The following is a 13,706-nucleotide window of genomic DNA, read 5'->3' on the forward strand; positions in this document are numbered from 1 at the left end:
GACCCGAAACCAAGTGATCTATCCATGGCCAGGATGAAGGTGCCGTAACAGGTACTGGAGGTCCGAACCGACTAGTGTTGCAAAACTAGCGGATGAGCTGTGGATAGGGGTGAAAGGCTAAACAAACTTGGAAATAGCTGGTTCTCTCCGAAAACTATTTAGGTAGTGCCTCAAGTATTACCATCGGGGGTAGAGCACTGTTTTGGCTAGGGGGTCATGGCGACTTACCAAACCAAGGCAAACTCCGAATACCGATGAGTACAGCTTGGGAGACAGAGCACCGGGTGCTAACGTCCGGACTCAAGAGGGAAACAACCCAGACCGCCAGCTAAGGTCCCTAAAATTGGCTAAGTGGGAAACGAAGTGGGAAGGCTAAAACAGTCAGGATGTTGGCTTAGAAGCAGCCATCATTTAAAGAAAGCGTAATAGCTCACTGATCGAGTCGTCCTGCGCGGAAGATGTAACGGGGCTAAGCCAGTTACCGAAGCTGCGGATTTGCAATTTATTGCAAGTGGTAGGAGAGCGTTCTGTAAGCCTGTGAAGGTGCGTTGTAAAGCGTGCTGGAGGTATCAGAAGTGCGAATGCTGACATGAGTAGCGTTAAAGGGGGTGAAAAGCCCCCTCGCCGTAAGCGCAAGGTTTTCTACGCAACGTTCATCGGCGTAGAGTGAGTCGGCCCCTAAGGCGAGGCAGAGATGCGTAGCTGATGGGAAACAGGTCAATATTCCTGTACCGTTATATAGTGCGATGTGGGGACGGATCTTAATAGGTCATCCGGGTGTTGGATATCCCGGTTTAGTTGGATGTAGGCGTGCATTAGGCAAATCCGGTGCACATATACCGAGGCCAACGATCGAGCGGACTTGTCCGTGAAGTGACTGAACGAGGTTCCAGGAAAAGCCACTAAGCTTCAGCTATATACGACCGTACCGCAAACCGACACTGGTGCGCGAGATGAGTATTCTAAGGCGCTTGAGAGAACTCAGGAGAAGGAACTCGGCAAATTGACACCGTAACTTCGGAAGAAGGTGTGCCCTATTAGTGTGTAGTGAACAACGAAGCATGAATGGGTTGCAAAAAATCGGTGGCTGCGACTGTTTATTAAAAACACAGCACTCTGCAAACACGAAAGTGGACGTATAGGGTGTGACGCCTGCCCGGTGCTGGAAGATTAAATGATGGGGTGCAAGCTCTTGATTGAAGTCCCAGTAAACGGCGGCCGTAACTATAACGGTCCTAAGGTAGCGAAATTCCTTGTCGGGTAAGTTCCGACCTGCACGAATGGCGTAACGATGGCCACACTGTCTCCTCCTGAGACTCAGCGAAGTTGAAATGTTTGTGATGATGCAATCTCCCCGCGGAAAGACGGAAAGACCCCATGAACCTTTACTGTAGCTTTGTATTGGACTTTGAACAGATCTGTGTAGGATAGGTGGGAGGCTTTGAAGCAGGGTCGCTAGATCTTGTGGAGCCAACGTTGAAATACCACCCTGGTGTGTTTGAGGTTCTAACCTAGGTCCATTATCTGGATCGGGGACAGTGCATGGTAGGCAGTTTGACTGGGGCGGTCTCCTCCCAAAGCGTAACGGAGGAGTTCGAAGGTACGCTAGTTACGGTCGGACATCGTGACGATAGTGCAATGGCATAAGCGTGCTTAACTGCGAGACTGACAAGTCGAGCAGATGCGAAAGCAGGACATAGTGATCCGGTGGTTCTGTATGGAAGGGCCATCGCTCAACGGATAAAAGGTACTCTGGGGATAACAGGCTGATACCGCCCAAGAGTTCATATCGACGGCGGTGTTTGGCACCTCGATGTCGGCTCATCTCATCCTGGGGCTGTAGCCGGTCCCAAGGGTATGGCTGTTCGCCATTTAAAGAGGTACGTGAGCTGGGTTTAAAACGTCGTGAGACAGTTTGGTCCCTATCTTCCGTGGGCGCTGCAGATTTGAGGAAGCCTGCTCCTAGTACGAGAGGACCGGAGTGGACACACCTCTGGTGTATCGGTTGTCACGCCAGTGGCATTGCCGAGTAGCTAAGTGTGGAAGAGATAACCGCTGAAAGCATCTAAGCGGGAAACTCGTTTCAAGATGAGATCTGCCGGGGCCTTGAGCCCCCTAAAGAGTCGTTCAAGACCAGGACGTTGATAGGTCAGGTGTGGAAGCGCAGTAATGCGTTAAGCTAACTGATACTAATTGCTCGTGCGGCTTGACCCTATAACTTTGATCAATCAGATCAAGGTGTTATGCCAAGTTGACGCATTCAAAATAATTCGCCAAAGCTGATTCCAAACTCTATGAATTCGTTTGATTGATCATGTGATCAGTCAAACAAAAAGTTATGCCTGATGACCATAGCGACGTGGTACCACTCCTTCCCATCCCGAACAGGACAGTGAAACGCGTCAGCGCCGATGATAGTGCGGGTTCCCGTGTGAAAGTAGGTCATCGTCAGGCTCTTACAGCCCAGGAAAAGCCCAACACAGCGTGTTGGGCTTTTTTCTTTGCAGCTTAAAAAGCGCGTCATCTTTCGGTGACGCGCTTTTTTTATTCCTGCAAATTAGGGATTAGATATTGTGGATACCTGAAGAGTCCATCTCGGCCGCGCCTGCACCGATCAGCTCGTGCAGGACATCGTCTGCCAATTGCTCCAATTCGGCATCGGCAAAGAAGCGCGAACGAACGATTTCCAGATATGACGCATTCCGAAGCCAGATCTTCCAGTCATCAAAGGCAATAGACTGCACGTCCAGCAGCTTGAATTTCATCAAGACCTTGATGGCATGCCGCGCATGCTTCACGGGATCGCGCTGAAGACCCTCAAGCCGTCGGCGCGCCGTGGCCAGTGCCTTGCCGGCGTCGCTGAAGACGCGGCCGTGCCCCGGGATCACCTGCAGCGGGCCCAGCCTCTCGATCCGATCCAGCGTTGCAGCCAGGTCGCCGAATGACGGTTCGCCCGCGAGTTCGGGAAAGGCAACACCAAAGCCGTTTTCCCACAAGGCATCCGCCGAGATCAGCGTCCGTGAGGCGGGATCGAACAGGATGATCGAGTGGGGATCGTGGCCAGGCGCACCATGCACCTGCCACGGGCTGTCGCCGAGCATGCATTCGGTCCCTGGCTGCAAGAGGCCGGTGAACCGGAACCGCGGGCAGGTCTGTCCCGTCGCAAGAAAGCTCAGCCCGCGCTCATCCCACCGTTCCACCAGTGCCGCCTCTCCGGGCGGGATGTCCGTCCGGATCGCCGGGTAGCGCCGCTGCAGGGCCGCGTTGCCGCCGCAGTGGTCGCTGTGCAGATGGGTATTCACGATCCGGTCGAGCGGCCGGGCTCCCAGCACCGATTCGACCAACGCCAGGGTCTGATCGGCATGCGTGGCATAGCCGGTGTCGACCAGCGCGGTCTCGTCGGCGCCGATGAACAGGATGTTGTTCGAAGATAGCCAGCCGCGCTCCAAGACAACGAGATTCGCCGGCAGCCCGGCCGCGGCGCGATCGTTCATTCAGACACTCGCACTGGTGCGCAGCTCGCGCCGCAGGATCTTCCCGACATTGGTCTTGGGCAGCGAGTCGCGGAATTCGATGTGCTTGGGCCGTTTGTAGCCGGTGAGCTGTCCATTGCAGTATTGCAGCACAGCCTCTTCGGTGAGCGCCGCGTCCTTGCGAACGACAAAAACCTTGATCGCTTCGCCCTGCTTTTCGTCCGGCACACCGACGGCCGCGCACTCGACGACGCCAGGACACAGCGAGATCACGTTCTCCAGTTCGTTTGGAAAAACATTGAAGCCGCTCACCAGAATCATGTCCTTCTTGCGGTCGACGATGCGGCTGTAGCCGTCTTCCTGCATGACGGCAATGTCGCCGGTGCGCATGAAGCCATCGGCAGTGAAGGCCGCCGCGGTTTCGGCGGGCTGGTTGTAGTAGCCGGTCATCACGTTGGGGCCCTTGATGCAGAGCTCGCCCGGTGCGCCCACGGGCAGGGAGTTGCCTTCATCGTCCTTGATGGCAATTTCGATGCTCGGCAGCGGCAAGCCGATGGTGCCTGTGAATTGGGTATTCGACACCGGGTTGTTGGTGCCGATCGCGCAGGTCTCGCTCATGCCCCAGCCTTCGATCATCGGGCAGCCGGTGGCCTCGAACCAGCGCCGGGCTGTGCCTTCGGAAGCAGCCATTCCGCCTGCTTGCGACACGAACAGCGTGGAGAAGTCGATCGACTTGAATCCGGGATGCATCAAGAGCGCATTGAAGAGTGTGTTCACCGCGGGCAGCATGTGGAAGGGGCGCTTCTTGAGTACGGCGATGAACTTGTCGAAGTCGCGCGGATTGGGGACCAGCGTCATGTGCGAGCCCTGGCGGATGACCAGGAGGCAGAGCGTGAGCGCGAAGATGTGATAGAGCGGCAGCGCCGCGATGCTGTTGACCTTCGACAGGTCGCCCGCCCGCGACAGCGCGGGCGTGAACCAGGCTTCTGCCTGCAGCGTGGCCGCGACGATGTTGCGGTGGGTCAGTACCGCCCCCTTGGACAAGCCCGTCGTGCCGCCGGTGTATTGCAGGAATGCGATCGAATCGAGCGTGCTCTGGTCCGGCGCCAGCGCGCGCCCACGCCCCTCTTCGATGACCTTGGAAAAAGGCGTGACGGTGCGGCCGTTGCCCAGAGGCAGCTTGTACGGCGGAACCATCTTCGCCAGGTGGCGAACCGCGACCGTGATCCAGGCGCCGTAGAGTCCGCCCAGCAGGTCGCCCATCGAAGTGACGACCACATGCCTGACCGGCGTGCGCTCGATCACCTGTTCCAGCGTCGCGGCGAAGTTCTCGAGAATGACGATGGCCGTGGCACCCGAATCCTTGAGCTGGTGCTCGAGTTCGCGCGCCGTGTAGAGCGGATTGACGTTGACGCAGGTATAGCCTGCGCGAAGCACGCCGCACATCGTGACGGCGAACTGGGGTACGTTGGGCAGCATGATGGCGACCCGTGCGCCAGGCTCGAGGCCCAGCGACTGGAGCCACGCGCCCAGGGCCTTCGACAGGCCGTCGAGCTCCCCATACGACATCCAGCGCTCCATGCAGACCGAGAACGGCCGCTCGGCATAGCGGGCAAAGGCCTCGTCGAACATGTGGGGCAGGGATCGGTACTGCTCCGGGTCGATCTCGTGCGGCACGTCGGCCGGGTAGTTCTGTCGCGCGGATGTCTGCATGCAAGCTCCTGTTGCGCGGATTGTGGGAGCCATACACACTCAGCCGCCAGCGGGCTTGTCCTAGGAGCAGGGCGTGCGCTGTCGCGCACGCGATAGCGCACCGCAGCGCATGCATGCCGCGGCAGTCAGTGCGCGGGGAGCGCTTTCATCAGGCTTTGCCGGACTCGCCGGGCAGCAGCGTCCCGGCCGGGATGTCGGGCAGAGCCTCGAGCGCCTGGTAGAGCGGCGTGAAGTCGGGGGCCGTGAGTTCGAAGAGCTGCGCGAAGCTCTCGATCACGAAGTAGTTGCTCTGGTAGGTGTCGATCTTGTAGAGCGTGCGCATGGTGCGCAGCAGATCGAGTTGCAGCCGGTGCGGCTCGTCGCTGCGCACGGCGTGCTGCAGTTCGCCCACGGAGCTCAGAATGCCGGCGCCGTAGGCGCGCAGGCCGTCGGGCTGGCGGATCAGGCCGAACTCGACCGTGTACCAGTAGAGCCGCGCGAGCTTCTCGCCCGCGCCCAGTTCATGCGCCTTGATGCCGCCTTGGCCATAGCGCTGCACATAGTCGGCGAAGGTGGGGTCGAACAGCATCGGCACGTGGCCGAACAGGTCGTGGAACACATCGGGCTCGACGATGTAGTTGAACTCCTCGGGCTTGCGGATCCAGTCGGTCACCGGGAACTTGCGGTTCGCGAGCAGCGTGAAGAACGGCAACTCGGGAATCAGGCCCGGCACCGCGACGATTTCCCAGCCCGTGGCGCGGTGCAGCCGCTCGTTAATCTCGTCGAAGCGCGGGATGCGGTCCTTCACGCCCAGCGAGGGCAGCGCCTCGATGAATGCATCGCAGGCGAGGCCCGGCAGCTGCGCGGCCTGCCGTTCGTAGAGGCGCTTGTAGGTCTCGTGGTCGGCCGGCGTGTAGCTGGCCCAGTCCTGCGGGCAGGTGTAGTCGGCAAGCACCGCGCCGCCGCGCGAGTAGTCGCCGCGCGGCGGACGGTCCGAGGCACCGTAGACGGCGGGCGTGACGACAGCGGCTGCTGCAGGAGTGTCCATGGGAATGCTCTTTCGGTTTACTTGAGCCAGCGGTCCATCACGCGCTGGAAGTCGCCGCCGGCCTGCTGCAGGTGCAGCCATTGGTCGACGTAGGCCTTGAATGCCACGTCGTCGCGCGGCAGCATCCAGGCCATTTCGCCGTATTGCAGCGGCTTGTCGGGGTTGATTGCGCACAGGCCTGGCTTGAGCTTCTGCTGCGTGATGGCTTCTGCCGATTCGGTCACGAAGACGTCGGCGCGATTGGCCAGGATCTCGTCAAAGATCGTCACGTTCTCGCCGTGCAGCGTGAGCTTGGCCTGCTTGAAGTTGGCACGCGCGAAGCGCTCGTTGCTGCCGCCCGGATTGAAGATGACCCGTGTGGACGGCTTGTCGATGTCGGCCACGCTCTGGTACTTGGCGACGTCGGCGCAGCGTGCAATGGGCGCCTTGCCGTTCACCATGTAGGGCGCGCTGAAGAAGGCACGCTTCTGGCGGTCGGTGGTCACGGAAACACCGCCCACGGCAATGTCGCACTTGCCGGCACTGAGGTCGGGCAGCAGGTTGGCCCAGGTGGTCTTGACCCACTCGGGCTTCGCGCCGAGGCTGGCGCTGAAGCCTGTCATGAGATCGACGTCGATGCCCTCGAACGCGCCGTCGGCCTTCTGGAAGCTGAAGGGCTTGTAATCGCCCGGCGTGCAGATGCGCAGCGCGGCCGTCTTCTGCACCGTGTCGAGGTGCGAGCCGGCCGGGTTGACGGCCGGCGCCATCGCGCAACCGGAAAGGACGGCGGCTGCCGCGATGAGGATCAAGCCGATCGAGAACGTGCTGCGCATGGAGGCTCCTGGCCAGTGAAAGAGGCGCTTATTTTGGGGCCGACAGCACGCCGCGGCGCATCTGGTCGAGTTCGATGCTTTCGAACAGCGCCTTGAAGTTGCCGTTGCCGAAACCATCGTCGCCCTTGCGCTGGATGAACTCGAAGAAGATCGGGCCGAGCTGGTTCTCGCTGAAGATCTGCAGCAGCAGCGCGTCCTTCTTGCCGTCGATCAAGATCTTGCGCTTCTGCAGCTCGGCCACGCTTTCGCCGTGGCCGGGAATGCGCTTGTCGACCAGTTCGTAGTAGGTGTCGATCGTGTCGAGCAGGGTCACGCCCTTGGCGCGCAGCGCGTCGACAGTCTCGTACAGGTTGTCCGAGCCCATCGCGATGTGCTGGATGCCTTCGCCGCGGTACATGTCCAGGTACTCCTGGATCTGGCCTGCCTGCTCCTTGCCTTCTTCGTTGATCGGGATGCGGATCTTGCCGCAGGGGCTGGTCATGGCCTTGCTCTTCACGCCCGTGACCTGGCCTTCGATGTCGAAGTACTTGATCTCGCGGAAATTGAAGAGCTTCTCGTAGAAGCCGGCCCAGACGTTCATGCGGCCGCGGTACACGTTGTGCGTGAGGTGGTCGATGTAGGTCAGGCCGTTGCCCTTGGGCGCCAGCGCATCCTGCGAGGCCACGCCCGGCAGCGGCTCGAAGTCGACGTCGTAGAAGCCGATGTTGCCGATGTCGCCCGGCTTCGCGCCGTTCTTGCCGGGCCAGCGGTCGACCAGGTAGATCAGGCTGTCGCCGATGCCCTTGATGGCGGGAATGTTCAGTTCGCCAGGTCCGGCCTTGTCGGCGAAGCCCCATGCGCCGAGCGAGATGGCGCGCTCGTAGGCCTGCTTGGCGTCCTGCACGCGGAAGGCGATGGCGCAGACGCTCGGGCCGTGTTCGCGCGCAAAGCGCTGTGCGAACGAATCGGGCTCGGCGTTGACGATGAAATTGATCGTGCCCTGGCGGTACAGCAGCACGTTCTTGTGGCGATGGCGCGCCACGGCCGTGAAGCCCATGCGCTCGAACACCTTCCCCATTGCAACTGGATCCGGCGCCGCGTACTCGATGAATTCGAAGCCATCGGTTCCCATGGGGTTGTCCCAGGGCGTGAAGGGGGGCGCGTCGGTGTGGCTCATGTGAGGGTCTCCAGAGGTGGGATTCGAATGAATGAAATAGCGAACGAATGGGTGAGAACGACCAGTGCTGCACTGTAGAGCGGATGCCACTCACGTTTCCAGCGTTATTGGGCGCTGAAGATGCGTGTGACGCAGTAAAACTGCGAAAATAGAGTCATGGAAGCACTCGACAAGATTGATCGGCTTATTTTGCGCACGCTGCAAGCAGATGGGCGCGCCACCTACGACCAGATCGCCGAGCAGGTCAGCCTTTCTCCGAGCGCGGTGCTGCGGCGCGTCAAGCGGCTCGAGGAGAGCGGGGTCATCGACCGCTATGTCGCGCTCGTGCGCCCCGAAGTCATCGGCCTGGGCCTGACCGCCTATCTCAATGTGCGCCTCGAAAAGCACACCGAAACCCACAAGCGCAATCCCATGGACCTGTTCCGCGCCAGCGTGCAGACCTGGCCCGAAGTGGTCGAGTGCGCGGCCCTGACCGGCGACATGGACTACCTGCTGCGCGTGGTGGTCGCCGACATGGGGCACTACAGCCGTTTCATCATGGACACCCTGCTCAAGCATCCCAGCGTGGAGGATTGCAAGACCAGCTTCGTGCTCGACCGTGTCAAGGCCACCACGGCCGTGCCGGTTTAGCCACGATTGGTTGTGTGAACGACACGCCCTCTGGTATTGATTCACGAATGTGGCCCAAAAGTACCCCTGCTGGCTTGGTGTTTAAGGGAAAACCCTTATATTTGAGCCATGCTTACCGCCAAGACCCTCCTGAAGGCGTCCCTCGGCCTCGGCTCTTTCCTGAAGGCGCCGATGGTTGAGGCGCAACCGCGCGCGGCCTTCGCGCCACAACCCGTCATGGTGCCGATCCGCTCGATTGGCCCGCGCGAGCGCGACCGCATCGCGCAGCACCTGCTGGCGCTGACTCCGCACGACCGTTACCTGCGCTTCGGCTATGCCGCGGGAGACGAGCAGGTGCGGCGCTACGTCGAAGGGCTCGACTTCGAGCGCGACGAGCTCTTTGGCATCTACAACCGCCGGCTCGACCTGATCGCCATGGCCCACCTGGCATTTGCGCCGGACGAGCAGCACAGCGACTGCGCCGAATTCGGCGTGTCGGTGGCTGCGCATGCGCGCGGCCGTGGTTACGGGGCCCGCCTCTTCGAGCGTGCCGTGGTCGTGGCGCGCAACGAAGGCGTGGGCATGCTGTTCATCCATGCGCTGAGCGAGAACGCCGCCATGCTGAAGATCGCCCGCAACGCCGGCGCGACCGTGGTGCGCAGCGGTTCGGAATCCGAAGCGCATCTGCAGCTGCCAAGCGCCACCTTCGACAGCCGCATGAGCGAGATCGCGCTCGAGCAGTACGCGGCGGTCGACTACCACCTCAAGACCCGCGCCAAGCAGTTCTGGTCCTTCCTGGCCAGCCTGCAGGAAGTGCGCAGCGGCATGCGGGACGCGCGCAGCAAGTCCGCCCCGTAACTGTTGGCCCCCCGGGCTTTTCACTTCGCTGCGCTGCGTGTAATTCGCCACCCCCGAGGGGGAGGCGCGGCTCGCCTTGGGGCGGCCCGGCGGCGGCCGCCTGCGTTCTGTCCCGACAGGAAAGGTGAAGGTAGAGCCTGTCACGCGCAATCCGGTATCCTTGTATCTCTTCAACTACGCCTCCCGCAGTGGCCGAACCTCACCCTGAACGCGCACCCGTCGAACGGGAAGACAAGCGCGGCTTTCTCCAGAAGCTGGCCGAATTCATCCACCCTGGCCCCGACTCCCGCGACGAGCTGATCGAAACCCTCGCGGACGCCGAGGACAACGAGGTGATCGGCGCCGAGTCGCGCGTCATGCTCGAGGGCGTGCTGCGCATGGCCGACATGACGGCCGGCGACGTGATGGTTGCGGCTCCGCGCATGGACCTGGTGAACATCGACGCGCCCTTCGACGCGCTGCTGCACCTGGTCATCGACACCGCGCACTCGCGCTTTCCGGTGTACGAGGGCGAGAAGGAAAACATCATCGGCATCCTGCTCGCGAAGGACCTGCTCAAGCTGCAGCGCGCGCCGGGGCTCAACATCCGAGCGCTGCTGCGGCCCGCCACCTTCGTTCCCGAGAGCAAGGGCCTGAACGACCTGCTGCGCGAGTTCCGCGGCAACCGCAACCACCTGGCCATCGTGATCGACGAGTTCGGCCGCGTGGCCGGCCTCATCACCATCGAGGACGTGCTCGAGCAGATCGTCGGCGAGATCGAGGACGAGTTCGACATTGCCGAAGACGAAGGCGACATCTTCGGCCTGGCCGACCACACCTACCGCGTCTCGGGCGACACGCCCATCGAGCGCGTGGCCGAGGCCTTCGGCATCACCTTCGACGAAGAACAGCTGAGCGAAGATTTCGACACCATCGGCGGACTCATCGCGCACGAGATGGGCCACGTGCCCAAGCGCGGCGAACACCACGCCATGGGCGGCTTCGACTTCGTGGTGCTGCACACCAAGGGCGGGGCCGTGCGCTGGTTCAAGGTGTCCCCGGCCCGCGGCAGCGACGCGGCCGACTGATGCCGCTGCCCGCAGCGGCCACGCTCCGCACGTCGCGCGCCTTTTCCGCCGTGGGCCTGCTGCGCCTTCTTGGATTCGCTTTCGCGGGTTTCGCACAGGCCGCCGCCATTGCCTGGCCCGCGAACGGGCGGCCGCTGTGGTGGCTGCAGCTGGTCTCGCTGGCGGTGCTCGTCGGCCTGCTGGACCGGCTGCGCGCCGAAGGCGCGGGCTGGCGCCGCGCCGGCCTGCATGGCTGGCTTTTCTCGACCGCCTGGCTCACCGGCAGCTTCTGGTGGCTCTTCATTTCGATGCACACCTATGGCGGGCTTGCGGCGCCGCTTGCGGCGATCGCGGTGCTCCTGCTCGCGGCCGCGCTCGGGCTGTACTACGCGGTGGCCTGCGCCTGGTTCGTCGTTCGCGGGCCTCGCGGGCCCGTGGCCGGCGCGCTGGTGTTCGCCGCACTGTGGACGCTGGCCGAACTCGTGCGCGGCAGCTGGTTCACGGGCCTGCCCTGGGGCGCGGGCGGCTATGCGCACGTCGAGGGGCCGCTGGCTGCGTGGGCGCCGTGGATCGGCGTGTACGGCATTGGCGCGGTGGCTGCGCTGGTGGCCGCGCTGGTGGCGCTGACCCGCCCCGCGCGCAGCGTCGCACTGGCGCAGGCCCTGGTGCTTGCCGCCGCTGCATTCGCCGCGCCGCATCTCGCGGCACCGCTGCCCGTTGCTGCGCAGGGCGCCGGCGCCTCGAGCGGCAAGCTGCAACTCGCGCTGCTGCAAGGCAATATCCCGCAAGACGAAAAATTCATTCCCGGCGGCGGCATCGACCTTGCACTGCGCTGGTACGGAGAACAGCTGCGCGATGCCAAGGCCTCGCTCGTGGTGACGCCGGAAACCGCATTGCCGCTGCTGCCACAGCAACTGCCCGCCGGCTACCTGGAGGCGATACAGGCGCGCTACAGCCAGGGCACGCAGGCCGCCATCGTCGGCCTGCCGCTGGGCGGCCAGGGCAGCTACAGCAACGCGGTGCTCGGCTTCCAGCCCGGCGCGGCCGAGCCCTACAGCTACAGCAAGCACCACCTGGTTCCGTTCGGCGAATTCATTCCGCCGGGCTTTCGCTGGTTCATCCGCATGATGAACATCCCGCTCGGCGACTTCGCCCGCGGCGGCCTGGCGCAGGCGCCCTTCGCCTGGCAGGGCCAGCGCATTGCGCCGAACATCTGCTACGAAGACCTGTTCGGCGACGAGATCGGCGCCAACTTCAAGGACCAGGCCACGGCGCCGACCATCCTGCTCAACGTGAGCAACATCGCGTGGTTCGGCAACTCGGTGGCCATCGACCAGCACCTGGCCATCTCGCGCATGCGCTCGCTCGAATTCGCGCGGCCGATGGTGCGGGCCACCAACACCGGCGCGACTGCGGTCATCGATGCCGAAGGCCGCGTCACGCACCAGCTGCCGCGCCTCACGCGCGGCGTGCTCGAAGCGTCGGTCGAAGGCCGCACGGGCCTCACGCCCTATGCGCGCTGGGTGGCGCCGTTCGGGCTGTGGCCGCTGTGGATCGCGGCGATCGCCGTCGTGGCCATGGCCTTCGCGCTGCGCCGCCGCTGGGGCTGACGCAGCGCGCCATCACCGTCAGGCGGCCGCCGCTGCGGCCTTCACGGGCCAGTCGCGCAGCTTGCCCGGGTTCAGCAGGCCCATCGGGTCGAAGCGCTTCTTCATCTCGATGACCTCGGGCGGCAGCGCCCCGCCCGCCTTGCCGTCTTCCACGATGTTCACATGCGGATTGTTGATGTGCACGCCGTGCGCGCGGTGAATGCCGATGATCTCCGCGAGCCGCTCCTCGGTACTGAAGCGCACCAGCTGGAGTCCGCTGCAGGTCATGAGCCCTGCCACGTTGCGGATGAACTCGATGTGCATCAGCACCTCGCCGCCGAGCAGCTGCTCCATCTCGATGACCTGTTCGACATGCCGGCCCGGCACGAAGCCGCTCTGCAGGTAGGTGAGCGTGGGGTCGGCCTTGAGTGCATGCAGCGTGGTGTGGTTCCAGGTGAATTCCACCAGCGTGCGGTTGCTTTTCTGCACCTCGGCCGCCGTCCTGCGGTAGCTCACGGTGCCGCCATGCGCCTCGGCCAGCTGCAGCATCGCCGGCTCGCAGGATTGCGCCACCAGCGACAGCACCGTGTGGCAGCCCTTGGGCAGGTGCGCGGCGAGCTGCGCCAGGTGGTCCGAGATCGGGGCGGCGAAGAAGGCGATCTCCCGCTTCACGATGCCGGGCGCATTCGCGAGCTTGTCGGCGAAGTGCAGCGCGTCTGCAAAATTGTCGAAAGTCACCAGCGTTTCGAGCCAGGGGTGCGCGGGCGCGAGTGCGATCTCCAGCTCCAGCACCAGCCCGTTGGTGCCCCAGAGGTGGTGCATGCGCATGGCCTCGGCGCCGCGCAGCTCGACCATCTGCGGCTCGGCCTCGATGGTCATCGCGCGGATGCCCAGCACATTGCCGGGCGCGCCCAGCGGCCCATAGTTGATGGAGCCCACGCCGCCGAAACCGCCGCCGAACAGGCCGCCGAGCGTGGCGCTGCGGTAGGTGGAGGGGACGCTGCGCATCTCCTGCCCCGAGGGCCGGGTCTGCTTCTCGAGCTCGCCCAGGCGAATGCCCGCCTGTGCGCGGGCCACGCCGGGCTTCACCCACAGGAAGGCGTTGTAGCCCGTCATGTCGAGCACCACGCCACCCGCGAGCGGCGTGGTCTGGCCGTAGTTGCCGGTGCCGCTGCCGCGGATGGTGATCGGCAGGTTGCGTCGCGCGCAGGCGCCGACCACGGCGCGGATTTCGTCCTCGGTGCGCGGACGCACGGCCACGTCGGCGCGCTTGTCTTTCAGCTGGCGGTTCAGCACGGGGCTGAACCACGAGAAGTCCTGCGACAGGCGCGCCACGCGGCTTTCGTCGGTGATCCAGTCGAGGTCGGGCAGTTCGAACAGCAACTGCTCGATGGCGGAAATGGAAGCGTTCATGGTCAAGGTT

At 63.0% G+C, this 13,706-nt stretch carries 10 protein-coding genes and 2 rRNA genes (1 of these 12 only partly in view); 6 read left to right on the top strand and 6 right to left on the bottom strand.

Annotated elements, in window-relative coordinates:
• Positions 1-2,214, top strand: a 23S ribosomal RNA gene (locus QFZ47_RS15840) (it extends 659 nt beyond the left edge of the window).
• A 127-nt stretch (positions 2,215-2,341) separates the two neighbouring features.
• Positions 2,342-2,454: ribosomal RNA gene (gene rrf, locus QFZ47_RS15845) — 5S ribosomal RNA — on the top strand.
• A gap of 110 nt (positions 2,455-2,564) precedes the next feature.
• Here the strand turns inward: rrf and QFZ47_RS15850 are convergent.
• The 5 genes from QFZ47_RS15850 to hppD form a co-directional block, all read right to left on the bottom strand.
• Positions 2,565-3,494, bottom strand: coding sequence for an MBL fold metallo-hydrolase (locus tag QFZ47_RS15850; protein WP_307656522.1), 930 nt, complete (start codon positions 3,492-3,494; stop codon positions 2,565-2,567).
• A complete protein-coding gene (locus QFZ47_RS15855; RefSeq protein WP_307656523.1) occupies positions 3,495-5,186 on the bottom strand; it encodes an AMP-binding protein in 1,692 nt (563 codons plus the stop codon).
• Between the two features lie 148 nt (positions 5,187-5,334).
• Entirely contained in the window at positions 5,335-6,213 is an 879-nt protein-coding gene (gene phhA, locus QFZ47_RS15860) for a phenylalanine 4-monooxygenase (protein WP_307656524.1), read from the bottom strand.
• Positions 6,214-6,230: 17 nt separating this feature from the next.
• Positions 6,231-7,025, bottom strand: a complete 795-nt coding sequence (locus tag QFZ47_RS15865; RefSeq protein ID WP_307656525.1) for a transporter substrate-binding domain-containing protein — start codon at positions 7,023-7,025, stop codon at positions 6,231-6,233.
• A gap of 28 nt (positions 7,026-7,053) precedes the next feature.
• Entirely contained in the window at positions 7,054-8,181 is a 1,128-nt protein-coding gene (hppD, locus tag QFZ47_RS15870) for a 4-hydroxyphenylpyruvate dioxygenase (RefSeq protein WP_307656526.1), read from the bottom strand.
• Between the two features lie 156 nt (positions 8,182-8,337).
• On the opposite strand from hppD, the gene QFZ47_RS15875 reads away from it, so the two are divergent.
• From QFZ47_RS15875 to lnt, 4 genes are all read left to right on the top strand, one after another.
• The gene (locus tag QFZ47_RS15875) at positions 8,338-8,811 is read left to right on the top strand and encodes an Lrp/AsnC family transcriptional regulator (protein WP_028254383.1); all 474 of its coding nucleotides are present in this window, start codon (positions 8,338-8,340) and stop codon (positions 8,809-8,811) included.
• A 108-nt stretch (positions 8,812-8,919) separates the two neighbouring features.
• The gene (locus QFZ47_RS15880) at positions 8,920-9,648 is read left to right on the top strand and encodes a GNAT family N-acetyltransferase (RefSeq protein WP_307656527.1); all 729 of its coding nucleotides are present in this window, start codon (positions 8,920-8,922) and stop codon (positions 9,646-9,648) included.
• 188 nt (positions 9,649-9,836) lie between these two features.
• On the top strand, positions 9,837-10,715 hold the full coding sequence (locus QFZ47_RS15885; protein ID WP_307656528.1) for a CorC family transporter: 879 nt from the start codon (positions 9,837-9,839) through the stop codon (positions 10,713-10,715).
• Positions 10,715-12,304, top strand: coding sequence for an apolipoprotein N-acyltransferase (gene lnt / locus QFZ47_RS15890; protein ID WP_307656529.1), 1,590 nt, complete (start codon positions 10,715-10,717; stop codon positions 12,302-12,304). The genes QFZ47_RS15885 and lnt overlap by 1 nt, the downstream gene beginning before the upstream one ends.
• A gap of 18 nt (positions 12,305-12,322) precedes the next feature.
• On the opposite strand, the gene QFZ47_RS15895 is transcribed toward lnt, so the two are convergent.
• Positions 12,323-13,696 carry an FAD-binding oxidoreductase gene (locus QFZ47_RS15895; RefSeq protein WP_307656530.1) on the bottom strand — a complete coding sequence of 458 codons (1,374 nt, stop codon included), beginning with the start codon at positions 13,694-13,696 and terminating at the stop codon, positions 12,323-12,325.
• Positions 13,697-13,706: the final 10 nt, after the last annotated feature.

Source organism: Variovorax paradoxus (assembly GCF_030815975.1).
Classification (GTDB): domain Bacteria; phylum Pseudomonadota; class Gammaproteobacteria; order Burkholderiales; family Burkholderiaceae_C; genus Variovorax; species Variovorax paradoxus_N.